Origin of the sequence: Rhizobium sp. GN54 (assembly GCF_021026345.1) — a bacterium.
Classification (GTDB): Bacteria; Pseudomonadota; Alphaproteobacteria; order Rhizobiales; family Rhizobiaceae; genus Mycoplana.
Genome location: NZ_JAJNCZ010000013.1, coordinates 100,754 through 123,585, shown reverse-complemented (window position 1 = coordinate 123,585; position 22,832 = coordinate 100,754). Strand labels below are relative to the sequence as shown.

Annotated in this window: 16 protein-coding genes and 1 pseudogene; 6 read left to right on the top strand and 11 right to left on the bottom strand. The window is 64.3% G+C overall.

From position 1 onward, the window contains the following. On the bottom strand, positions 1–3,918 hold a 3,918-nt coding region (locus LQK81_RS23930), incomplete at its 3' end, for a cadherin domain-containing protein (RefSeq protein WP_230808922.1). A 382-nt stretch (positions 3,919–4,300) separates the two neighbouring features. Here LQK81_RS23930 and LQK81_RS23925 point away from each other — a divergent pair. After that, positions 4,301–4,423 (top strand): annotated as a pseudogene (locus tag LQK81_RS23925) (IS6 family transposase); the annotation flags it as partial. A gap of 316 nt (positions 4,424–4,739) precedes the next feature. Here the strand turns inward: LQK81_RS23925 and fba are convergent. The 4 genes from fba to LQK81_RS23905 form a co-directional block, all read right to left on the bottom strand. Beyond that, entirely contained in the window at positions 4,740–5,783 is a 1,044-nt protein-coding gene (gene fba, locus LQK81_RS23920; protein WP_230808921.1) for a class II fructose-bisphosphate aldolase, read from the bottom strand. 411 nt (positions 5,784–6,194) lie between these two features. Continuing rightward, positions 6,195–7,226: a plasmid partitioning protein RepB gene (repB, locus tag LQK81_RS23915; protein WP_230808920.1), complete on the bottom strand. Its 1,032-nt coding sequence runs from the start codon at positions 7,224–7,226 to the stop codon at positions 6,195–6,197. Continuing rightward, positions 7,223–8,440, bottom strand: coding sequence for a plasmid partitioning protein RepA (repA, locus tag LQK81_RS23910; RefSeq protein WP_230808919.1), 1,218 nt, complete (start codon positions 8,438–8,440; stop codon positions 7,223–7,225). The genes repB and repA (LQK81_RS23910) overlap by 4 nt, the downstream gene beginning before the upstream one ends. Positions 8,441–8,734: 294 nt before the next feature. Beyond that, the gene (locus tag LQK81_RS23905; RefSeq protein WP_230808918.1) at positions 8,735–9,871 is read right to left on the bottom strand and encodes a M24 family metallopeptidase; all 1,137 of its coding nucleotides are present in this window, start codon (positions 9,869–9,871) and stop codon (positions 8,735–8,737) included. A gap of 267 nt (positions 9,872–10,138) precedes the next feature. Here LQK81_RS23905 and LQK81_RS23900 point away from each other — a divergent pair, with 267 nt between their 5' ends. Next, complete coding sequence (locus LQK81_RS23900; RefSeq protein ID WP_230808917.1) at positions 10,139–11,437, top strand: alpha/beta fold hydrolase; 1,299 nt, start codon at positions 10,139–10,141, stop codon at positions 11,435–11,437. A gap of 42 nt (positions 11,438–11,479) precedes the next feature. Here LQK81_RS23900 and LQK81_RS23895 read toward each other — a convergent pair whose 3' ends face one another. After that, positions 11,480–12,172, bottom strand: coding sequence for a GntR family transcriptional regulator (locus tag LQK81_RS23895; protein ID WP_230808916.1), 693 nt, complete (start codon positions 12,170–12,172; stop codon positions 11,480–11,482). A 296-nt stretch (positions 12,173–12,468) separates the two neighbouring features. Between LQK81_RS23895 and LQK81_RS23890 the strand changes: the two genes are divergently transcribed. Both LQK81_RS23890 and adh read left to right on the top strand, forming a co-directional pair. Beyond that, the gene (locus LQK81_RS23890; protein ID WP_230808915.1) at positions 12,469–13,443 is read left to right on the top strand and encodes a helix-turn-helix domain-containing protein; all 975 of its coding nucleotides are present in this window, start codon (positions 12,469–12,471) and stop codon (positions 13,441–13,443) included. Positions 13,444–13,725: 282 nt separating this feature from the next. After that, the gene (gene adh, locus LQK81_RS23885) at positions 13,726–15,234 is read left to right on the top strand and encodes an aldehyde dehydrogenase (RefSeq protein WP_230808914.1); all 1,509 of its coding nucleotides are present in this window, start codon (positions 13,726–13,728) and stop codon (positions 15,232–15,234) included. Positions 15,235–15,402: 168 nt separating this feature from the next. Here the strand turns inward: adh and LQK81_RS23880 are convergent, their stop codons facing one another. Both LQK81_RS23880 and LQK81_RS23875 read right to left on the bottom strand, forming a co-directional pair. Continuing rightward, positions 15,403–15,651, bottom strand: a complete 249-nt coding sequence (locus LQK81_RS23880) for a heavy-metal-associated domain-containing protein (protein ID WP_230808913.1) — start codon at positions 15,649–15,651, stop codon at positions 15,403–15,405. A gap of 52 nt (positions 15,652–15,703) precedes the next feature. Beyond that, positions 15,704–16,369: a TetR/AcrR family transcriptional regulator gene (locus tag LQK81_RS23875; RefSeq protein WP_230808912.1), complete on the bottom strand. Its 666-nt coding sequence runs from the start codon at positions 16,367–16,369 to the stop codon at positions 15,704–15,706. Between the two features lie 378 nt (positions 16,370–16,747). On the opposite strand from LQK81_RS23875, the gene LQK81_RS23870 reads away from it, so the two are divergent. Beyond that, entirely contained in the window at positions 16,748–18,040 is a 1,293-nt protein-coding gene (locus tag LQK81_RS23870; protein ID WP_230808911.1) for a D-arabinono-1,4-lactone oxidase, read from the top strand. Further along, positions 18,037–19,206 carry an alanine racemase gene (locus LQK81_RS23865; RefSeq protein ID WP_230808910.1) on the top strand — a complete coding sequence of 390 codons (1,170 nt, stop codon included), beginning with the start codon at positions 18,037–18,039 and terminating at the stop codon, positions 19,204–19,206. Before LQK81_RS23870 ends, LQK81_RS23865 begins: the two co-directional genes overlap by 4 nt. A gap of 65 nt (positions 19,207–19,271) precedes the next feature. Here the strand turns inward: LQK81_RS23865 and repC are convergent, their stop codons facing one another. From repC to LQK81_RS23850, 3 genes are all read right to left on the bottom strand, one after another. Next, complete coding sequence (gene repC / locus LQK81_RS23860; RefSeq protein WP_269065113.1) at positions 19,272–20,474, bottom strand: plasmid replication protein RepC; 1,203 nt, start codon at positions 20,472–20,474, stop codon at positions 19,272–19,274. A 335-nt stretch (positions 20,475–20,809) separates the two neighbouring features. Continuing rightward, positions 20,810–22,057: a plasmid partitioning protein RepA gene (gene repA / locus LQK81_RS23855; RefSeq protein ID WP_442967182.1), complete on the bottom strand. Its 1,248-nt coding sequence runs from the start codon at positions 22,055–22,057 to the stop codon at positions 20,810–20,812. 292 nt (positions 22,058–22,349) lie between these two features. Then, positions 22,350–22,805, bottom strand: a complete 456-nt coding sequence (locus tag LQK81_RS23850; protein ID WP_230808907.1) for a MarR family winged helix-turn-helix transcriptional regulator — start codon at positions 22,803–22,805, stop codon at positions 22,350–22,352. Between the last annotated feature and the right edge of the window lie 27 nt (positions 22,806–22,832).

Sequence of the window (22,832 nt, the reverse complement as noted above, 5' to 3'; positions counted from 1 at the left end):
CACCTTCTCGTAGTCGATCGCCTTGGCCACCTGCAGCTTGGTGCCCGACAGCTTGAACAGCCCGCCGGCCGTATCCGTCAGCTTGTAGGTGAGCGCCTTGCCTTCCGGATCCTTCGCCGAGAAGGTGCCGACCGTCGTGCCCTTCTTGCTGTTCTCCGCAACCGTCGACTTCGAAAGCGCGATCGACGTCGGGGCCTCGTTGACGTCAGTCACGCCGATCGAGAACGACTTCGACGTGGTCTTGCCGCCGACGTCGGTGGCCACCACCGTGACGGCGTGGCTCTTCGCCTTCTCATAGTCGACGCCCTTGGCAAGCTGCAGCGAATTGCCGACGATCTTGAACAGGCCGCCCGGGTTGGACGACAGGCTGTAGGAGACCGCGCCGCCTTCGGGATCCTTGGCCGAAAGCTTGCCGATCGTCGTGCCGGCCTTGGCGGTCTCGGCGACCGTCGCCTTGGACAGCGAAAGCGCGGTCGGCGCCTCGTCGACATTGGTCACCTTGATCGACAGCGCCTTGCTCGTGCTGTTGCCGGAGGAATCCTTGGCGACGACGGTGACCGCGTGGCTCCTGGCCGTCTCGTAGTCCACGGCCTTGGCCAGCTGCAGCTGGTTGCCGACGACCTTGAAGATGCCGCCGGGGTTGGACGACAGGCTGTAGGAGACCGCACCGCCTTCCGGGTCTTTTGCCGACAATGTGCCGACGACCGTGCCGACCTTGGCGTTCTCCGCCACCGACGACTTGGACAGCGCAAGCGCCGTCGGCGCCTCGTTCACGTCCTGCACGCCGATGGTGAAGCTCTCGGCCACGGTATTGACGCCGTCGGAGACCTCGACCGTCACAGTACCCGACTTCACCGTCTCGTAGTCGATCGCCTTTGCCGTGACGAGCTTGGCGCCATCGAGCCTGAACAGGCCGCCGGCGTCGCTCGTCAGGGTATAGGCCAGCGCACCGCCTTCCGGATCGGTCGCCGAGAAGGTCCCGACGACCGTGCCGATCGCCACATTCTCGGAGACGGTCTTCGCCGAGATGTCGAGGCCTGTCGGTGCCAGGTCTTCGATCGGCGTCACCTCCTGCGTGGCGACGTTATAGAGTGCGTCCTTGAACTTGATGTACTCGGTGGTGCGGATACGATCCATTTCGCCGGATGCGTTCTCGGTGAGATAGATGGTGCTGAGCGCGAGCAGGTTGTAGTCAGCAAAATTGCCGTCGACGATGACCGTGTCGACGCCGTCGCCGCCATCGACAATGTCATTGCCCGTGCCGATTCGAATCGTGTCGTTGCCACCGCCGCCGTTGAGCGTGTCATCGCCGGCACCACCGTTGATCGTGTCGGCGAATACTGTACCGGTGAAGACGTCCGCGCCGGCCGAGCCGATATAGTTCTGGGCGTAGGCATCGAGCGAATCTGAATAGACCCCGATCCTGCCCGTTGAACCGATATCGCCGTACATGTGCGCGACGGTGAAGTTGTGAACCGGACCATTGGCCTCGATTTCCGCTTCGTCAGCGCCGATCGGCTTGTTGTTGCTGAGAGAGAGCCCGGTGATCCGCAGTTCGGCCGCGCCGCCCTGGAAAGAACCGGACGAATCGTAGGCGCCGTTGCCGCGGGTGCCGTACTCGATGGTGCCGATTTCGCCCCAGATAGTATGGGTGGCGAAGTAATACTCCATCGATCCGCGCGCCAGCACGTACTTCGAAGCCGTGTCCGAACCGTAGGCCATCATGACCTCGCTGCCAGAGAACGCGCCGCCGTTGTCGAACACCGGCATGCCGCCGCCAACGGTTCCAGCGAGGAAGCCGCCGCGGATATAGGCCTCGAAGTCCATGCTTGCGGCATTCGATGCGTCGATGGTGATCGTGCCGGCAGAGCCGAGCGGGTTGCCGTCGTCGTCGGTCGTGGTGATACGGAAGGACTTCTCGACGGTCAGGCCGCCCGAATCGGTTGCCAGCACCTTGACGTCGTGGATGAGAGCTCCGCTCAAGTCCTTGACGACGAGCTTGTTGTCGACGATCTCGAATGCGTCGCTGCCGCCGGGGATACTGTAGGTGAAGGTGTCGCCGCTGTCGGGATCGGTGGTGGTCAGGTCGCCGACGACCGTTCCCGCCGCACTGCTCTGAGGCACAAGCAGCTTCGACAATGCAATGCTGAGCGGTGCCTCGTTGGCGTTGGTGACGTCGATCGTCAGGGTCTGGTCGGTGAAGGCGCCGCCCTCGTCGGTGGCGCGGACGATGATCTGGAAGCTGCTCTGGCCTTCGAAATCGAGCGCGGTGTTGAGCTTCAACTGGTTTCCGTCCAGCGTCACATATTGGCCACCGCTGTAGAGGCTGTAAGTGACGGGACCACCCTCGGGATCGGTAGCAGACAGCGTCCCGATCAGTGTTCCGATGGCTGCGTCCTCGGCGACGGTGTCGCCGCTCAACTCTACGTCCACGGGGCTCAGGTCGTCCGCCGGCGTCACGGCCAACCCGATCGTCTTGGAAACCACGGAGGGATTCAGGGGATCCTGATCGTTGATGGTGATGTTGAGCTTGGCGCTGGTCTCGTCGTTGTTGGCCGTGGTGAACAGCACGCCATCGTTTTCGAGGAACGCGTTGATGTCGGCGACGGTACCGGTCAGAACGACCTGCGACCCGGAACCGGAGACGGTGACGCCGGCTGCAGAGGTGGCGTCGAGCGTGCCGCGGTCGACGCTGAGCGTGACTTCAACCGCGCCGGTCGAATCATCGCTGAAGGCAATGCCGTGCAGCGCGGTCGGCGCGTTTTCGGCGACTTCGATCGCCTCCATCCCGGTTGCGAAGCGTACATAGTTGCGGCTGCCGCCGATCGAAACCGGACCTGCGGAAATCAGGTCGATCACGCCGTCATTGTTGAGGTCGCCATAGTTGACGTCGAAGAAGTCGGCTTCGGACGGATATTTCACATTCGTCATGTGCTCGGTGAAGGTGCCGTCTGCCTCCTGCTCGAACCAGGAAAGGTAGGATTGCTGGGTCTGCGCCGTTTCTCCAACCGTCCTCGGCGAACCGGCGATGATGTCCAATCGGCCGTCGCCGTTGACGTCGACCACCCGGAAACCGGTGACATAGGGGCTTTGCTCGTTGCCGTCGGCTATCGTCTGCTTGGCGCCGAACGTGCCGTCGCCATTGCCCTTCAACCAGGACAGTTCCTTGCGGTTGGAGTTTGCGACCACTGCATCAAGGGCGCCGTCGCCGTCGAGGTCGACAAGCTCGACACTTTCGGCGGGATAGATCGCATCGAGATTGAACAAATGGGTTTGGGTGCTCTGGCCATCCGCACCGACGGTGAAGGCTTTGAAATTGCCGCCGCCGTCGGTCGTGACAACATCGAGGATGCCGTCGCCGTTGATGTCGCCGGTTGAGACGGAGTAGACGGATGTGCCGGTCGCCAGCAGCGACTTCGTAAACGTGCCGTCGCCGTTGTTCTTTGCGATCATGACCCCTGCGTCGCCGCTTCCAGCCGTCAGCACGTCGAGATCGCCGTCGCCGTCAAAGTCGACAGTGGTGACGTCCAGAATGTTCCGGAAGCCGGTCTCAAGCGTTTCAAACGCGCCGAATGTGCCGTCGCCATTGTTCTTCAGGTAACCCAGCGTCTGTTCGCTGTAGTCTTCGTTCCAGCGCGTCATCAGGACGTCCTGATTGCCGTCGCCGTCGATGTCGCCGTTGTAGATGTGCCATTGGGATCCGGTCGCAATCGTCGTTGCGGCCCCGAAGGAACCGTCGCCCTGGTTCAGCATCAGCGAGATCGTATTTGAATTGCGTCCGTTGAGGACGAGATCCTGGAGACCGTCGCCGTTGGCGTCGAAGACGAGCGTCTCGACCGCCTGTGTCGACGTTCCGAGGTCTTGCTGCTCCCCGAATACGACGGTCGTCGGAGTCACGGTGATGGTTGGCGCACTCATGTTTGATTCTCCCCGGGCCAGATCGGCCCCATAAAAAGACATGGCTTCGCCGACCCGAACGCAGGAGATGCGATCAGGAGAGGCCACAGTTGAAAAAGTAATTTTAGTGCGTTGAGCCCCCTGCCCGACGCACATACATGAACCCGCCGCGGTTGAACGGCAGGAACTTAATATTTTTCATGAGTACTTTCGTCAAGTATTAAAACGAGAAGTTTCGATCTCTGCCTGCGAAGGTGGCAATTCGACATCGCGCACGTCGTGGCGACCGACCGGAGCCGTTTACTCCCCCTCACCAGTAGATGACTGCCGCTGGCACAGGGGATGAGTCGGAAGGGCATTGCAAACTTAGCCGATGGCTGATGAGGATCCGGGAATATGGGCCATGGTGCAAGTAGCCCAAGACCCGCATTATCGTCGCCACCGCTTTCCAGCGGAAGCGACAGCCCATGCGGTGTGGCTTTATTTCCGCCTTTTGTCGAGCCTGCGCATGGTGGAGGACCTCCTGCTGCCCTTGCCCGCCTCCCGGTTGTTGCCGTATCCCCGTCTGGCCAGTTCATGCCATATAGGACGCTTGCGTAACAGGCTGATTTCTGGACGTTCGCCGCCCGCAATGAAAGCAAACTGACGGTTATCTTTATCTACTGGTTGTTAACCATGAAGGCGTCAGCCTTCGTGATGGCCGGCGTGATCTGGTGCCGGCTGCGTGAACAACGCGACCGCGATCGGCCAAAGGCCTCAACTGGAGCCTGAAGTCTGGCTACGACGCAGGCAACCCATTCCGATCCGGGCGGGAAGTCGCCTCCCCGCCCCGGCGTAACGGCTCACGCCGCGGCGTAGAACCTTGCCATGTCCGGCAGCCGCTTGACGCGGATCTTCGATGCCTTGCCGGCCGAGCGGAAAGCCTCGAAACGCTCCTTGCAGACCTCGACCATCAGCGCCGTCGCCGGCTTGAGATAGTTGCGCGGGTCGAAATTCTCCGGGTTCTCGGCGAACTGCTTGCGGATGGTTCCGGTCATCGCAAGGCGCAGGTCGGTGTCGATGTTGACCTTTCGGACGCCGAGCGGGATCGCCTTCTGGATCTCCGATACCGGCACCCCCCAGGTCGGCTTCATCTTGCCGCCATAGGCGTTGAACAGGTCCTGCAGGTCCTTCGGAACGGACGACGAACCGTGCATGACGAGATGCGTGTTCGGCAGTTTCCGGTTGATCTTCGCGATGGTCTCGATCGACAGGATCTCGCCGTCCGGCTCGCGCGTGAACTTGTAGGCGCCATGGCTGGTGCCGATCGCAACGGCAAGCGCGTCGACGCCGGTCTTGCTGACGAAGTCCAGCGCCTGGTCCGGATCGGTCAGAAGCTCCTCGCGCGACAGCTTGCCCTCGAAGCCATGGCCGTCCTCCTTGTCGCCGGCGCCCGTTTCCAGGTTGCCGAGACAGCCGAGTTCACCCTCGACCGATACGCCGGCCGCATGCGCGATCTTCACCACCTCCGCCGTCACGCCGACATTGTATTCGTAGCTGGCGACCGTCTTGCCGTCGGCCAGCAGCGAGCCGTCCATCATCACCGAGGTAAAGCCGTTGGTGATCGCGGAGATGCAGGTCGAGGGCTGATCGCCGTGGTCGAGATGGAGGCAGACCGGGATATGCGGATATTCCTCTGCCGCCCCGAGAATGAGGTGTCGCAGGAAGGCATCGCCGGCATAGGCCCTGGCACCGCGGCTCGCTTGCAGGATCACCGGAGAGTCGGTCGCGTCGGCGGCGCGCATGACGGCCTGAATGTATTCGAGGTTGTTCACGTTGAACGCCGGCAGTGCGTAGTCGTTCTCTGCAGCATGATCGAGCAACTGCCGCATGGTAATCAACGCCATTCCGTATCTCCCTGTTCTGGAAAAAAATCCTGGATGGCTGGCACTAATCACAGAAGCAAGCAGCGTTGCAACAGGCCGACCGCCGCCAAGCTTAAACCAAATCGATTGAAAGAAAATCAAATCGATTAGCAAGGGATTTCAAGGCCTTGGATGGACGCAAATGACAGCCGCCAGGCCCGCTCCGGATGCCGATTTCGATCTCATTGGCGATTCGCCGACCCGCGGCTTCCGCAACTCCTGCCATTGTCCTTCCGGCACCCGCGGTGTTACAGCTGATACACCGTCGAAATTTCCGCTTTGATTTCAGTGGAATAGCAACGGGAACGCTTCTCAGCCCCTCCCCGCGCCACGTCCCGGCCGGAAGCCGAACCGGGACCCGCCATCGGTCGGCGGGTCCGCCCGCGGCGAGCCTCAGCCGCGCCTCTGTTCGAAGCGCTGCAGGAGACCCGGCATCTCGCGGGCCAGCCACTCGGCGAGGCCCGGGACCTGCCGCTCGTCGACGGAAAACCGTGTCACCGTCCCTGCCCTCTCGATCGAGACGGCATCCTGGCCAGCCGCACCCTTGATGACGCTTCGTGCCGGCGCCGGTTTCTCCTTGGCCTCCAGCAGCGAAAGCAACAGGGCAAAGCGGGCATCGCTGTCGGCACTCAGCCACCGGTCGGACGAAATCAGTCCGTTCGCCGCCGAAGATCGGGCAGCCGGCAGCTTGCGGTCGGAAAAATGGGCTGCAAGCTTCTCCCATTTCGGGCGGCCGGTCTTCGGCGCCGGGCCGATCTTGCGGACGATCTCCTGCGGCAGAGCGCCGGCGAGCGACGACAGGATCGAGATATAGGCCAGCCCCTTGTCCTCGCTTCGACCGAGCGCCGCAGCGATGGTCTGCCGATCGAAGCCGCGCTCCTTGAGCTCCTGCGCGAAAAGCGCCTGCTCGATGAAGGACAGGTCCTTCCGTTCGCTGTTCTCCTTGCCCTGGGCGATCACGAGGGCGTCGTCGGACAGCTCCCGCACGATTGCCTTGACGGGACGGCCGAGCTCGCGCGCCGCCTGCCAGCGACGATGGCCGTAGGCGATCTGGAAAAGCCCGTTTGCCTCCGGATGCGGGCGCACGAGGATCGGCACCTGCTGGCCATGCTCGCCGATGCTGCGCACCAGTTCGGCAAGATCCGGGTCGACCTGCCCGTCCATGCGGTCGCGCACGAAGGAGGGCGTCACCTGTTCCGGGCCCAATTCCACGACCGCTTCCGACCCGGCGATCTGCTCGCGCAGACGGGCGTTCTCGTCCTCGATCGCCGAAAAGGAGTCCTGCATCGAGCGTACGGCGCCGGAGGACACCCGCCGGCCGGCCTGGGACAGCGGCGAGGGGGCGACCGCTGCGGCAAGCTCATCGGCGTTGATGCCGCCGAACATGGCCTTCATTCTCTTGGATCGATCACTGGCGCTGTTCATTTGCGTCCCCAGACAGTCTTGATGTGGCGGAATATCTCGGCGTTCACGGCATCGACCGATTCGAGCGCCCGGTTGAGCGTATCACGACCGACGCTGCCTCGCGTCATCTCGTAGAGGCTCTTCTTCTCCAGGCCGGCGCTGGCGATCGCGGTGGTATCGACGACGAAAGCGGCAAGCACGTCCTCGCCGAACAGCGAGCGCAAAAGGGCCACGACGTTCACCTGTGGCACGTCATGCGGATTGTGGCGGGTCAGCACGTAGCGGATGAAGTCGTGCTCGAGCGAGCCGCCGGCGTCTTCGATCACGCCGAGCAGGTCACTCGTCATCGCCAGGAATTGGTTCATCGAGGCGACGTCGAGCATGGCCGGATGCACGGTGATCAAAAGCCCGGTCGCCGCATAGAGCGCACCGAGGGTGAGGTAGCCGAGCTGCGGCGGCGCGTCGATCAGCACCACGTCGTAGCGATCCTCGACCTCCGCGAGCACCGTCTTCAGCCGGCGGAAGAACATGCCGTCGCCGCGCGACAGGCCCTTTGCGATCGCCTGCGGCGTCTCGTGCTCGTATTCCATCAGCTCGAGATTGCCGGGCACGATGTCGACGCCGTCGAAGTAGGTCCGGCGAACGACCGCCGAGAGGGGAACCCGCTCGTTCTCGTCATAGCGGATCGCGGCATAGAGCGTCTGGTTGGCATCCACGTCGAACTCGGGCTGGTAGCCGAACATGGTGGAAAGCGAGGCCTGCGGATCGAGATCGATGGCAAGGACGCGCAGGCCCTGCAAGGCGAGATAGTGGGCGAGGTGCACGGTCGTCGTCGTCTTCGCAGAACCGCCCTTGAAGTTGGCAATGGCGAGCACCTGCAGCTTGTCGCCGGCCCGCCGGCGCGGAAGGAAGTCGAGGGCTTCCGCCGGGCGCCGGTTGGCAAGGTAGGCGCGAATCTCGTTGACCTGGGAAAGCGTATAGACCCGTCGGCCGTTGTCCTGCCGGTCGGGGATCACTGCCTCGCCATCCAGCGACATCTGGCGCAGCGTCGATTCGGCAATGCCGAGCAGGGCGGCAGTGTCCTTCGAGGAAAAGGTGCGGAGCGATTTCATCGCCTCCGGCGGATACATCTGCTGCCGCAGGTTCTGCAGTTGCGCCGACAGCAATTGCGAATGCCGCATGATCCGGTCGGCGGACGAAAGAAGGTCCTGGGGTCGTCTGAGTGCGTTTTCCATGATGGCCCGACGGTTAATTGAGAAAAGTCGGAAAAATTCCGTCGCGACTGTTTTTCAACTGATTTGCCCGTCCGGTCAAACGGTTTATCGTTAACGCGGCGTTAACATGCACAGCTGCGTCGAGGCGACGCCGGTCATCGGGCGGGGGAGGGGAGGCGGAAGCGCCACTTCGCTAAGCTATTGATAAAGATCGTTTCGGTTGCCTTGATCTACAAAGGCAAGGGCGCCGCCATGCCGGCGGACGCCCTTGCGGATTCGATGTGCGTGCGCGGCCAGATCGATCGACTGGGGATCCTAGCCGAACGGTTCCGCCGGTCCCCTGGCGGGGGTCGTGAACCATTCAGCCCCGCTCGCGGTCATGTGGATATGGTCCTCAAGCCGGATCCCGTAGCGCCCCGGAAAGACGATCATCGGCTCGTTGGAGAAGCACATGCCGGCGGCAAGCGTCGTCGCGTTGCCGCGGACGAGATAGGGCTCTTCATGGATCTCGAGCCCCAGTCCGTGGCCCGCCCGGTGCGGCAGTCCCGGCAGGCGGTAGTCGGGGCCGAGCCCATGTCCGGCGATCACCGCACGGGCGGCATCGTCGAGGCTGTGGCAGGGCGCCCCCAGTTGGGCCGCCTCGAACACCGCCTGCTGCGCCGCGCGCTCGATCGCCCAAGCGCGGGCAAAGTCCGCATCCGGTTCATCCAGCACATAGGTCCGCGTCAGGTCGGAATGGTAGCCGTCGATCCGCGTCCCGGTATCGACGAGGATCACGTCGCCCGCCGCAAGCGTCTGGTCGCTATCGGCGCCGTGGGGGAGGGCAGTCGCAGCGCCGAACGAGACGATGCAAAAGGTCGAGCCGCCGGCAGCGCCCAGTTCCCGGTGCTGCTCGTCGATGTAGCGCACGACCTCCGAGGCCCGGATTCCCGTCCGCATGATCGCATGCGCGCGCCGCTGCACTTCCAGCGTCAGTCCCATCGCGTAGGTGATCAGCGCAATCTCGGCCGGTGACTTTGCCAGCCGCAGGTCGCGGATCAGCCGGCCGCCATCGGTCAGGCGCTCCGCTCCGAGCACACCGGCAAGCGCATGATAGGCAAAGAGCGGCAGGGCATCGTCAAGCGCCAGGCGGCCCCGCGGCCCCAGCAGGGACGCCACCAGCGCCGCCGGCTCCTCTTCCTCCTGCCAGACGGCCAGCTCGCCCTCCAGATGCGGCAATGTCTCGACCCGGCTCTGTTCGAAGGCCGGGACGACATAGGTGAGCCCGGTCGGCGTCACGAGCGCTCCGAGCAGCCGCTCGCTCTGGTGCCAGACGAGGCCGGTGAAGTAGCGCAGGCTCTCCGTCGAGCCGAGCAGCACGCCGTCAAGGCCTGCCGCATCCATGTTCCGGCGCAGCGCCTGCAGCCGGGTCTGCCGTTCGGCGTCCGTGATGAGGGGAGGGGGAGTGGTCATGAGATCTTCCGGCTTCGATTTTCGTTCGGGCGGTTGCAGCATGCGTAGCCGCCTGCGGCGCAGCATAAAGGCAATGTGCGCAGTTTGTCGACAGGAAACCTCCACCAGGCCCAGCCGCCATTAACGCACGGGATCATGCGCAAATCTCGGCTTGCTTCCGCTTTCCGCGTGCAGGGCGATGCGCTTCGCGCTAGTGCTGTCGTCCAGTTCAGGAATTCGCCGCCGGCTCCTTGCGGGCAGGGCGACACGGGAAACGAGGAGCCAGCCTTGCCTATCCGCGAGTATACCATCCCCGGGCTCTTCGTCCGCGACCATCTCGTTCCCGTCCCGCTGGACTGGTCGAAACCGGACGGCGCAACGATCGAGATCTTCGCCCGCGAGCTCTGCGATGCCGCGCGCTCCCGCGAAACCCTGCCGCTGCTGGTGTTCCTGCAGGGCGGTCCGGGCGGAAAGGCCCCGCGACCGACCGGCGGCGGGCCGAGCTGGCTGGCAGAGGCGCTGAAGACGCACCGTGTCGTCCTCGTCGACCAGCGCGGCACGGGCCGCAGTTCCCGCATCGAAGGCGCGACGATGGCGGCCTTCGAGCGCGGCGAGGCGGCCGCCGACTATCTCTGCCATTTCCGCGCCGATAGCATCGTGGCCGATTGCGAGCACCTGCGAAAGACGCTGTTCGGTGGCGTGAAGTGGGAGACCCTCGGCCAGAGCTATGGCGGTTTCCTGACGCTGACCTATCTCTCGGCGGCGCCGGAGGGCCTTTCGGCCTGCTACGTGACCGGCGGCCTTGCCGGCCTCGACGCGACCGCCGACGATGTCTACCGCCGCACCTATCCGCGCGTTGCCGAAAAGAACGCCCACTACTACAGCCGCTATCCCCATGATCGCGACCGGATCGGCCGCATCGCCGATCTCCTCGCCGGGAACGACGTGCGCCTGCCGGACGGCGATCGGCTGACCGTCCGGCGGTTGCAGACGGTCGGCATCGATCTCGGGATGGCGCCGGGTTTCGAGAACATCCATTGGCTGATGGACGAGGCCTTCTCGGGCTCCGCCGAGGATCGGCTGTCCGATCACTTCCTGGCCGCGGTCATGGAGCTCACCTCCTACGACGCCAATCCGCTCTTTGCCGTGCTGCAGGAGGTCATCTACGCACAGGGAGACGGCGCGACGGCCTGGGCGGCGGATCGCATCCGCGCCGAGCATCCCGCATTCTCCGAAGCGCATCGGCCGCTGCAGATGACCGGCGAGATGATGTATCCGTGGATGTTTCAGGAAATCCGCTCGCTGCGACCGTTCCGGGCAGCCGTCGAGGCCCTCGCGGAGCGCCCGCGCCACGGCAGGCTCTACAATCCGCAGAGGCTCGCAGACAACGAGGTTCCGGTCGCGGCCGCCGTCTATTTCGACGATATGTATGTCGATGCGGCGCTGTCGCTTGAGACCGCGCGCCACGTCGGCAACGTCGAGACCTGGGTGACCAACGAATACGAGCATGACGGCGTGCGCCAGTCCGGCGCGGTCTTCGCCCGGCTGGTGAAGATGGTGAAGAAGCGCGGCGGGCCGCGCGCCTGACCGCCGTAAGGCGAGGGGCCTCGCCCCGGTCCGCCGCTTGTTCTATCGCTCGGCGAGGTCCATCGGCTGGCGAAGATCCCGGGCGATGTAGTCCTGGATCTGGCGAACGATCTGGGCGGCATGCTCCGTCGCCAGCCGATCGCAGAGGTCGACGTCGCCGGCCTCGATCGCAGCGATGATCGCCTCATGCTCCTCGACATACTGCCGCGGCAGCCGGTCCTCGAACGTCGAATAGTAGAGGCGCAGGATCCGCCGGCCCTCGTCGAGGAGCCGGGTGAAGAAGCTCGTGTAGTAGCCGTTGCCGCCGAGTTCGGCGATCGCCACGTGGAAATCGCGGTTCGCCTCGATCATGGCGAAGGCGTCCCGGTCCTCGACGGCCTTGCGGAAGTCGCGCTGCCGGGCGTGCACCTTCTCCATCAGCTTCGCATCCCTGTGCATGGCGGCCGCGCGCGTCGTGGCGCGGTACATCAGGCTCAGAGCCTCGAAATAGGAAGGCAGCGTCGCAAAATCGATCGCCGAGACGACCGTGTTGCGGTTCGGCAGCGTCGTCACCAGACCGTCCGCAGCCAGCCGCAGCAGGGCTTCGCGCACCGGCGTCCGCGACATTCCGAAGCGTTCGGAGAGGCGCACCTCGTCGAGAGGGCTCCCCGGTGCGAGCGCCATCGTCAGGATTTCCTGTCGGATGGTCTTGTAGACGGACTGGGTGCCGGACCCCCGTGCCCTGCTTGACTCCATCGCCCCTTTGCTCCTAGCTCTTGCCGGTGTCAGCGCGGCATCTTGTCAGCCTTTTTGCACACAAACTGTCGACATATCAAGACTTTCCTGCGACGGCACCCCATGGCCCCGCGCAGGACGACGTCTTCGCCAACATTCGAGCCTTCCGAACAGCGATCACAAAAACGGAAGCCCCAACTGCCAACTGTCGCAAAGCTGCGACACTTCCACCGCCGCTTTCGGTCGGGCCGCGGCTGACCGCGGTTGCCTCACGCTTGAGATTCCGCCACAATCCCCCGTGGTTCAGGGAGGAGCCGATGGTGGGACGGTCCGCGCCCGCAGAATCTGCGCATGCAGAACAGGTCTATTCGACGGCGCTGCGGGGCTCAGCCGCGGCGAGTTCGCCGATCGTCGCATCGTGGCAGCGCTGCATGACCCTGCATCGCCTTGCGCCGGAAGAGCAGCGGCCACCGTTGCGCCTGACCGAAGGCGAATTTAACCTGGCCCAGGAAGTCTCCGGACAGCTCGTCGCGAACGCCACCGATGAACTGGACCGGTTGTTCGCCATGCTCGGCAAGGCCGGCTACTGCATTCTCCTCACCGACCGGAACGGCGTTGCACTCGAACGGCGCGGCGCGCGCGGCGACGACAAGGATTTCCAGAATCTCGGGCTCTGGACCGGCTCCGTCTGGACGGAAGCCAGCGTCGGCACCAACGGCATCGGCACGGCGATCGCCGACGAGCGCTGCGTGACGGTTTTCCGCGACCAGCACTTCCTCTGCTCCAATATCGGCCTCTGCTGCACCACCGCCCCGATCCGCGATCACCGGGGACAACTCGCCGCCGCCCTCGACATCTCCACCCGCCGCGACGACGTCGACGAGATGACCCTGTCGATCCTTTCGCAGGCGGTCCGTGATGCCGCCATGCGCATCGAGATCAACCTGTTCCGCAGCGCCTTCTCCGATGCCCGCTTCATCATGCTGCCGGCGGGCGCGAATTCGGCATCCGCCCTGCTGGCCGTCGACAAGGACGACCTCGTGGTGGGTGCGACACGCGCCGCGCGCCTGGCGCTGAAGCTCGATGACGGCCGGATCGCAGCCGGACTGCCCGCCGCCGACGCACTCCAGGAGGGTCGCGACGCGACGAACGGAGAACTGGCGGAGGCGGAACGCGCCGCCCTTCGCCGCGCGCTCTCGCGCACCAATGGCAACATCTCCCGCGCCGCCGCCGCCCTCGGCATGAGCCGCGCCACCTTGCACCGGAAGATCAAGAAACTCGACCTGCATTGAGCGCAGAACCTTCACCCGGCGACCAACTGTCTTCGGGGGGAGGGGTGACAGGCTCGAAAATGGCGTGTCGAAGCCGTCCGCGTGATTCCGGCAGATCGCGCCGCGAGCGCGCGTCGACTGCCCGGATGGCCGCGATGCGCGCCAGCCCCATTTGCCGATGCCATCTGTTTCAATCCTGCGACAGGCAGCGGCCCGGAAGCGCCAGACCCTGCTATTCCGTAAGAGAAAACGCACGCACACTCCTGCCATCGGTTCCAAAGAACCAGATCTAGGGAGGATCGCATGCTGCATCAGAAAATCGTCGAGACACCGTTCAAGCTGACCTATGGCAACTATATCGGAGGCGAATGGCGCGAGCCGGTCGGGGGCAAGTACTTCGACAACATCACGCCGGTCACCGGCGGCAAGCTGTGCGAGGTCGCGCGCTCCGACGAGCGCGATATCGAAGCCGCCCTCGACGCTGCGCATGCGGCCAGGGACCAATGGGGCCGGGCGTCCGCCACCGAGCGTGCCAACATCCTGATGAGGATCGCCCAGCGGATGGAGGACAATCTCAATCTCCTCGCGCGGGCCGAAACCCTGGACAACGGCAAGCCGATCCGCGAGACCACGGCGGCCGACATTCCGCTCGCAATCGATCACTTCCGCTATTTCGCGGCCTGCATCCGCGCCCAGGAGGGTTCGATCAGCCAGATCGACCAGGACACTGTCGCCTATCACTTCCATGAGCCGCTCGGCGTCGTCGGCCAGATCATCCCCTGGAACTTCCCGATCCTGATGGCCGCCTGGAAGCTTGCGCCCGCGCTCGCAGCCGGAAACTGCGTCGTCCTGAAGCCCGCCGAACAGACGCCGGCATCGATCCTCGTCTGGGCGGAACTGGTGGGCGACCTGCTTCCGCCGGGCGTGCTCAACATCGTCAACGGCTTCGGCCTCGAGGCCGGCAAGCCGCTGGCGACCAGCCCGCGGATCGCCAAGATCGCCTTTACCGGCGAGACGTCCACCGGACGGCTGATCATGCAATATGCCAGCCAGAATCTCATCCCGGTCACCCTCGAGCTCGGCGGCAAGTCGCCGAACATCTTCTTCGCCGACGTCATGGCGGAAGACGACGATTTCCTCGACAAGGCGCTGGAAGGCTTCGCCATGTTCGCGCTCAACCAGGGCGAGGTCTGCACCTGCCCGAGCCGCGCGCTGATCCAGGAATCCGTCTTCGACCGCTTCATGGAAAAGGCGGTCAAGCGCGTCGAGGCAATCAGGCAGGGCGATCCGCTCGATCCTTCGACCATGATCGGCGCACAGGCGTCGGGCGAACAGCTCGAGAAGATCCTCGCCTATCTCGACATCGGCCGCCAGGAAGGTGCGGAGGTGCTGACGGGCGGATCGCGCAACGACCTCGGCGGCGAATTGGCCGGCGGCTACTATGTCAGCCCGACGATCTTCAAGGGCCACAACAAGATGCGGATCTTCCAGGAGGAGATCTTCGGCCCCGTCGTCTCGGTTACGACCTTCAAGGACGAGAAGGAAGCGCTCGAAATCGCCAACGACACGCTCTACGGCCTGGGCGCCGGCATATGGACGCGCAACGGCAACCGCGCCTACCGCTTCGGCCGCGAAATCCAGGCGGGCCGCGTCTGGACCAACTGCTATCATGCCTATCCGGCCCATGCCGCCTTCGGCGGCTACAAGCAGTCGGGCGTCGGCCGCGAGACGCACAAGATGATGCTCGACCACTACCAGCAGACCAAGAACATGCTGGTGAGCTACAGCCCGAAGGCGCTGGGCTTCTTCTGATCCTCCCCGGACCGACGCGCCGCCCCGCACGGCGCGTCGCTTTCCCCGGAGACCAGGCGAGGTCTCCGGGGTTTTTCATGCCTCACCGTGTTTCTGCGGTAGCCCGCGGCCACGACCGTCGCGCCCGTCGGTTGCGCGCGGGATGAGATGACCGGTTCACGGCGGAGATCAGTCCCGATCGGCCCCGGCATTCCCGGCCGCAGTCTCCAGCACCACCGGCGTATAGCCTTCGGCGGCGATGAGACCGGCCACGGTCCGGGCATCGACGCGGCCGGAGACGGTGACGCGGTGGGTGGCGATATCCGCATTCACCTTCGCATCGGGAAAGGCGGTTTCTACAGCGGTGGTGATGGTTCGGACGCAGTGGCCGCAGGTCATGCCTTCCACCGCAAACGCAAGGATCGGTTCTTCGGGCATCTCGTCTTTCCCTGTTGAAAGGCTCACGGTGGAGCCATGCCACATGGGAAGGTCAAGGGTTTTCCTGCGCCTTGCCGTCCATGCCGGCCGGACAGAAGCCGGCAAGCTGGCCATGGATGATGTGCTTGAAGTCGACCAGCATGTTCTCCGCCTCGTCCGCCGGCAGGGCAATCGCCAGGCGGACCATGCTCCCGGCCAACTGGAACAACAGAAACACGAGCCGCCCGAAGCGCTCGCGCTCGCCTTCGGCCACCAGATGCGCCGACAGCTGGCAGAACAGGTCCGCCTGGCGCCGCGTCTCGGTGATGTCCATGTTCTGCAGGTCCTTGTCGGCCTGGATCGCATTGAGCAGATCCTGGATGGCGGGATCGCCGGCCACCCGCAGATAATAGCTGTCGAGAATGCCGTCGGCGGCGTCACGAACGTCCGCAATGTCCTTCAATGTGGAGAGACTGGCTCCGATGCCGGCGCGCGTCGCAGCGCTGTACTGCTCGTAGAGCATCGCGATGATGGCCGACTTGTTCGGGAAGTACTGGTAGACCGAGGCGATCGGCCCGCCGGTCTGAAGCGCCACCTCGCGCATGGTCATCCCGTCTATGCCCTTTTCGCCGATCAGTTGCTTTGCAACGCGCAAGATCTCCTCGACGCGCTCCCGGCTACGCTCCTGTTTCGGTTTGCGCCGCAGGCGCTGTCCGAGGTCATCGGCATCTGCCGTCATACCTGCTTGTCCTCGTCTCTCTTTTCGCTTGTTTCCATTGAGGAAATGGCGTCTCCGCGCTGGACGCGGCGGCGCCGAAGCATCATCATGATACCCCACTAAAACAGTACAAGCTTAATGAACTATTCCCGTATCCGTCCACGACGGCCCCAAAATGGATCAGCGGTTCGGCTGCCTCCGCGACGCCGCAGTTTCCCGTTGACAAGCCAGGGACGAACCATCAGGCTTCGATGATATGATACTCTATCATATTTCGGCGGTATTGGGGCGGGAGGCCGTCTGAATGGTGGATCGCGCAGGAAACGGGCTTCCGGCCAGCGCACGGCTCTGCGCCGCCCTTGCATTGGCTGCGTTCGCAGCAAGCAAGGGCGGCGACGCATGAACCAGACTGCGAGCATCGCCTGGAGCAACTGGTCCGGCAGCGTCATCGCCAGAAACGCCAGAATCACGAAACCGCGCGGCCTTGCCGAACTTGCCGATGCGATCAGGATGGCGCCCGGACCGATCCGGATCGCCGGCGCCGGTCACTCCTTCACGCCGCTGGTCGAGACCGAAGGGACGATTCTCGACCTCGACCGGTTCCAGGGGCTGGTGTCCCACGACGCAATCGCATTGCGGGCGACGGTGGGTGCTGCGACGCGTCTCGGCGATCTCGCCAAGCAGCTTCACGCAGTAGGGCAGGGGCTGCCCAACATGGGCGACATCGACAAGCAGACGGTCGGCGGCGCGCTCGGCACGGCGACGCACGGCTCCGGCTCCACGCTCGGCGCCTATCAAACCCAGCTTCGCAAGATCGAGATCGTTGACGGCCGCGGCGACGTGCGCCGCTACGACATCGAGACCGACCGCGAGACGATCGAGGCGACCGGCGTGTCGCTCGGCGCCTTCGGAGCGCTGACCGCGGTAACGCTGCAGAACGTGGCGACCTACCGGCTGCGCCGGCGCCGCCGGGTCGTGCCGATCGGCGAAATCCTCTCCTCCTTCGAAAGCTTCATGAACGGGCACCGGTCGGCCGAGTTCTACTTCATTCCCTTTTCCGGCCATGCCCTGCTGATCACCAGCGACCCGTCCACAGCAGACGTCACGCCGCGCCCATCCGAGGAGGACGAGGAGGGGCTGTCGACGCTGAAGAGATTGCGGACCTGGCTCGGATGGCTGCCGCCCCTGCGGCGCGCCTTGATCGGCTCCGCGCTCACGCGCCTGCCCGAAGAGGATTACGTCCAGGATTGGCTCCACGTCTATGCCAGCGACCGGCGCCGCAAGTTCAACGAGATGGAATATCACCTGCCGTTCGAGGAAGGACCCAGGGCCCTGGCGGAAATCATCGCGCTATCGGAGAAGCGCTTCCCGGAGGTCTATTTCCCCATGGAGGTGCGCTCGGTGGCAGCGGACGATTTCTGGCTCAGCCCGTTCTATCGGCGCAAGACCTGTTCGATCGCCATCCATCATGACGCAGCCGAGGATCCCAGGGCCTTCATGGCCGCCGCGGAAACGATCTTCCGGCGCTACGGCGGGCGCCCGCATTGGGGAAAGATGCACAACCTGACAGCCGCCGAGCTTGCAGCCCTCTATCCGCGATGGAAGGACGCCATGGAGGTCCGCCAAAACTTCGACCCGGACCGCCGCTTCGTCTCTCCCTACCTTGCCCGCCTGTTCGGTCTTTCGGCATGAAGAGAACTGCTTATTTCGGCATGATGTCGGCAGCCCTGGAAGAAGCCGGGGTTCATCGGCCTGCGCTCGTCATCGATCTCGAACGGCTGAACGCCAACCTCTCCATCGTTCGCGGGGCGATGCGGGGAGGGCCTGCGATCCGCCTCGTCGACAAATCCCTGCCATCGCTCCCCCTTCTCGGGCACGCGATGCGCGTCCTCGGGACACGGCGGATCATGACCTTCCACCTGCCCGTGACGATGGCGGTGCTCGGCGAATTTCCCGATGTCCATGCCTTGCTCGGCAAGCCCATGCCCGTCTCAGCCGTGGCACGAGCCTTTGCCCATGCCGATCCGGATCAGGCCAGGGCGCTCGCGGGGAGGGTGACGTGGCTGATCGACACCGAGGCGCGGGTTGCGCAATATGCCGCCCTGGCCCGTACGCTCGGCAGGCCGCTGCACATCGCGTTCGAGATCAATATCGGCATGCAGCGCGGCGGGTTCGATACGCCCGCAGACCTCGGCAAGGCCATTGGTGCCGCATCCGGGGAGCCGTATCTGCGTTGCGAGGGGCTGATGGGATACGAGGCCCATGTCCCCGCCATTCCCTCGCTGTTCGGCGGACCGGAAGCAGCCCTTCGCCGAGCTCGGGCCCGCTTCTCCGCGTTCGTCGACGTCCTTCCCGTCGAACAACGGGCCATCCTCAATACCGGCGGCAGCCAGACGGCCTTTTCGCATGCCGGCAACCGGGTCGCCAACGAGGTCTCGATCGGATCCGCCATCGTCAAGCCGACGGACTTCGATCGGCCGGACCTCGCAGCACTGGCACCGGCACTCTTCATCGCGACGCCGGTGCTGAAGGTCCTGAAAACACGGCTGCCGGGGCCGCAACTGATTTCCACCCTCGTCCAGACGCTCGGTCTCTTCCCGCGCGACGGCTGTTTCCTCTATGGCGGGAAATTCATGGCCCAGCCTGTCTATCCGCCGGGCCTGAAGCGGAACGGGATCTGGGGCGATTCCTCCAACCAGCAGCTGATGGCGTTCTCTCCCGCCTTTCCGGTCGCCCCTGACGACCACGTCTTCTTCCGGCCGACCCAGTCCGAAGCGGTCCTGCAGCAATTCGGCCCGCTCCAGATCATGGAAAACGGGCGGATCACCGGCGAATGGCCGGTGTTGCCGACGGGTTAGCGCCGTCCCGCGGTTTCGCATGCACTCACCGCCAAGAATTCCGGCCGGATCATGGAGAGCTCCGCTCATTCCAGCGCCTTGATCATCGGCAGGACCGAGAACTGCCTGGCCTCGGCCTTTCGCGTCAGTTCCCGCAGGTATCCGCCGGCAGACCGGATCTGGTCCGATCGCTCGAGCATGGCGGCGATCACCACCGCAGCCGTCCCGTCGCCCATCGCAGCGCGCGCCTTTTCATAGGCATCCGGCGAAATCCCGAGCATCGAGCGGACAAGCGAGGCCGCCTTGATCAGGTCCGCCCAGCTGGCAATGCCCTCCTTCGCATAGGAGCCGATTTCGGGGCATGCAGACAGGACACGTTTTAGGCTGACGGCGACGCTCTTGCGCTCCGCCTCCTTCTTGTCCGCCGGTCGCGCCTCCTGGTTTATGTCATGGCCTTTTAATTCAAATGGATGGTCTGGGTTTGAATTCTGAATATGCCGCTCAGTTTGATCGTCATTGGCGCTCATTTCTTCGTCCGAGAGCGATTTGAGGTAGTCATCCTCGACGCCCCGCCGAAGCAACAGCAGCGCCGTTTTCCGTTCCGTGAGTGTTTCTGCGGGTGTCGCCCGCCCCAGCCGTCCGGACAGACCTGCGAGCGCCAGCTGATGCTCCAGCCAGGGGCCCTTGCGCCCTTCGGCCAAGGCTGCCTCGACGATCTTGGCGATGTCGCGCAGGTGCAGCGTCACCTCAGCGCGCAGTGCATGGACCCGCCTCGCCTCCGCACGGGCCTGCTCCGCCCGCTCGTGAATGTCGGAGGCCATCAAGGCCAGGGGCGCCACGTCGAAGCCGAAGGCGTCCTCCACCACGCCGCGATCGTCACGCCGGCAGTAACGCTTGCCGTTGGGGCTGTCGCGCCGAAGGATCATGCCCGCCTGCTGCAGCATTGCCAGATGCCGCCTCAGCGTCGCCGGCGCCATCCCGCGCGAGCGTACCGACAGTTCCGCGTTCGAGGGAAAGACCACGATCGGCGCGCGGCCATCGAGGACCCGGTCCGGGTGAAAGCTCAGAAGCGCCTCCAGCACGGCGAGTGTGCGGTCCGACAGGCCGTAGTGCTCGCGCGCCTCCGTCAAGGCACGCAGCAACTGCCACTTCTCGCTGGTGCCGTTGTCATTGCCGCCGCCGTCGGCGGCGAGCCGCGCCTGGGTGTCCGCAACATGCTTCTGCATCGCGAAGACGCGCGCAGTCATCCTGCCGCCGCCAAAAGGCGTCGTTGCCAGTCTCTCCGTCATGGTCGTCCCTCTCAAGGAGGCAAGAGGCCTGACCTGACGCCGCACCAGAGCGTTCGCACGTTCACAAGACGCGTGCGCGAAGGCTCCTGTCCCTTGGGAAAGGAGCATTCCTGTCGGTTTGCCTCAGTCGGCAGGCAACAGGATATCGGTTCCGCGACGGAGGAAATCCGCGCGGACTCTTGACTTTGGCTGTCGGAAGTGATTCTCTTGAATTGCTACATTGAAGAGGGCTTCCGGAATGGCGACGTTTTGGAGGCCTTTTTTCTTGCTCTGTTCCTTTCTCGTTTCTGCTTCATCATGCCCGGCCGTCCATCGTGTCCGGCCGGACGCAATTGCTATGCGCCGCGCCCCCAGACCTGCAGTATCAGCCCCTCGATTTCGGCGTTGACGGCGTTCATGCTTTCCATCGCCCGGTCGTAGGTCGCGCGGGTGAAGTTTTCCCGTCCCACCTCGTAGAGCGTCTCCTTGGTCAGGCCTGCATCCGAGACCGCTGTCGATTTCACCATCGGCGAGGTCAGCACGCGGTCGGCAAACAGCGAGCGCATCAGTCCGACGATCTGCGCCTGCGGTCCGTCGTTCGGCTCGAAGCGGGTGACGAGATAGCGCAGGAAATCGAAGTTCAGCCGGCCGCCGGCCTCGCGCACCACGCCCAAGAGATCCGACGTCATGAACAGGAACTGGTTCATCGAGGCGACATCGAGCATCTGCGGGTGCACGGTGACGAGCACTGAGGTCGAGGCGCACAGGGCCGACAAAGTGAGGTAGCCGAGTTGCGGCGGGCAATCGAGCACGACGACGTCGTAGTCCTGCTCCACCGTCCGCAGGGCCGCATGCACGCGGGCAAAGAACAGCGGCTGTCCCGGCGCCATCGTCTGCCGGCTTGCCAGCGCCCGCGGCGTCACATGCTCGAACTCCTGCAGTTCCAGGTTTCCCGGAACGAGGTCGAGCCCGTCGAAATAGGTCTTGCGGATGATGTCCTTCAGCGGCCGGGCTTCATCGTCGTAGCGGATCGCGCCGTAGAGCGTGTCGTTGCCCTCAAGATCGATTTCCGGCTGGTAGCCGAACAGGGCCGAGAGAGACGCTTGCGGATCGAGGTCCACCGCCAGGACGCGATAGCCCGCAAGGGCGAGGTACTGCGCCAGATGCGCCGCCGACGTCGTCTTGCCGGACCCGCCCTTGAAGTTGGTCACCGCCACGACCTGCAGGTGTTCGCCACCGGCACCGTCGCGCCACTTGCGATAGGCGCGGGCCTTGCCCCGGTTGCCCTTGGCAAGGGCCTGCTCTGCTAGGTGCGCCCGCAGCGCATTGATGTCGGTCAGCGAGTAGAAGCGGCGCCCGCCCGGCCCCGTCTCGGGCTGCGGTCCTTCGCCTGCCAGCGAGAGCTGGCGCAGATAACCGTCGGAAACGCCGATCAGCCGCGCCGCCTCGCCGGAGGTGAAACTGCGCAGCACCTTCCGTGCGGTCGGCGGAAAGAAGCGCTCGCGCATGGACTTGAGCTGGGCCGACAGGATGCGCGCGTCCGAGGCGATCGCCTCGTCGGCGGTCGGTTCTGCACCCGTCGTCATGTTCGGCGACATCGCCATGCGCATCCTTCCCCCATCCGGTTGCCTCCCGTCCGTTTCCCGACCGGTCAGGCCGAGCTTTCGGCATCGCCCCATTCGCGGCCAGGTGCATACGTCACGCAGCCGATGTAACAGGCAGATGCCAAGGTTACGGGAAAAACCGGATTGATCATCTTTTTCCGTTAGGGACGGTGCGGCGATTCCCGATGCCCGTCAAGGCATATTTGGCAATCGCCCGGATACGGTGTTGCCGGAAACGGAATCATTTCCTCGGCTTAAGCTGGAATACCGGCCACCGGGCGACCTCTGGCAATCAGACCGCCAGCCGGGACAACAGGACGAGAAAGGCGTCTCGCGCCTCGCGGCCCCCGAGGCGGGCCGTGCACTCCGCCTCGAATCGCGCCTCCGCCTGGCAGATCTGCTCGACGAATTCCTCTCCCGCCGGGGTGAGGTACAAGGCGTTGGAGCGCTTGTCCTGCGGCGACGGTCGCCGCTCGGTCAGAAGCCTGCGCTCGAGCGAGTTGATCAGGGGCACGAAGTTCGCGCGCTGGATACCGAGCGCATCGGCAATTTCCGTCTGCTTGCGGCCGGGGTTGGTCGCGACCAGCAGCAAAACACCATATTCACCGGGCGTGACGCCGAAGGCGGCAAAACGCGTCTGGAAACGCCGTGCCAGCAGCGACTGGGAGCGCTTGATCTGGAAGAGGACACTCCGCTCGATCGAGGCGTTGTCGAGTTCCTCCTGTCCGATTTCCAACGTGGTGTCCATCAGGGCGCCTCCCACGCCAGTCCTGGA

Bases quoted from the DNA above. Each gene is read 5' to 3' on its own strand.
- fba (WP_230808921.1), bottom strand. From the start codon at position 5,783: ATGGCGTTGATTACCATGCGGCAGTTGCTCGATCATGCTGCAGAGAAC.
- repB (WP_230808920.1), bottom strand. From the start codon at position 7,226: ATGAACAGCGCCAGTGATCGATCCAAGAGAATGAAGGCCATGTTCGGC.
- repA (WP_230808919.1), bottom strand. From the start codon at position 8,440: ATGGAAAACGCACTCAGACGACCCCAGGACCTTCTTTCGTCCGCCGAC.
- LQK81_RS23905 (WP_230808918.1), bottom strand. From the start codon at position 9,871: ATGACCACTCCCCCTCCCCTCATCACGGACGCCGAACGGCAGACCCGG.
- LQK81_RS23895 (WP_230808916.1), bottom strand. From the start codon at position 12,172: ATGGAGTCAAGCAGGGCACGGGGGTCCGGCACCCAGTCCGTCTACAAG.
- LQK81_RS23890 (WP_230808915.1), top strand. From the start codon at position 12,469: ATGGTGGGACGGTCCGCGCCCGCAGAATCTGCGCATGCAGAACAGGTC.
- adh (WP_230808914.1), top strand. From the start codon at position 13,726: ATGCTGCATCAGAAAATCGTCGAGACACCGTTCAAGCTGACCTATGGC.
- LQK81_RS23880 (WP_230808913.1), bottom strand. From the start codon at position 15,651: ATGCCCGAAGAACCGATCCTTGCGTTTGCGGTGGAAGGCATGACCTGC.
- LQK81_RS23875 (WP_230808912.1), bottom strand. From the start codon at position 16,369: ATGACGGCAGATGCCGATGACCTCGGACAGCGCCTGCGGCGCAAACCG.
- LQK81_RS23870 (WP_230808911.1), top strand. From the start codon at position 16,748: ATGAACCAGACTGCGAGCATCGCCTGGAGCAACTGGTCCGGCAGCGTC.
- LQK81_RS23865 (WP_230808910.1), top strand. From the start codon at position 18,037: ATGAAGAGAACTGCTTATTTCGGCATGATGTCGGCAGCCCTGGAAGAA.
- repC (WP_269065113.1), bottom strand. From the start codon at position 20,474: ATGACGGAGAGACTGGCAACGACGCCTTTTGGCGGCGGCAGGATGACT.
- repA (WP_442967182.1), bottom strand. From the start codon at position 22,057: ATGGCGATGTCGCCGAACATGACGACGGGTGCAGAACCGACCGCCGAC.
- LQK81_RS23850 (WP_230808907.1), bottom strand. From the start codon at position 22,805: ATGGACACCACGTTGGAAATCGGACAGGAGGAACTCGACAACGCCTCG.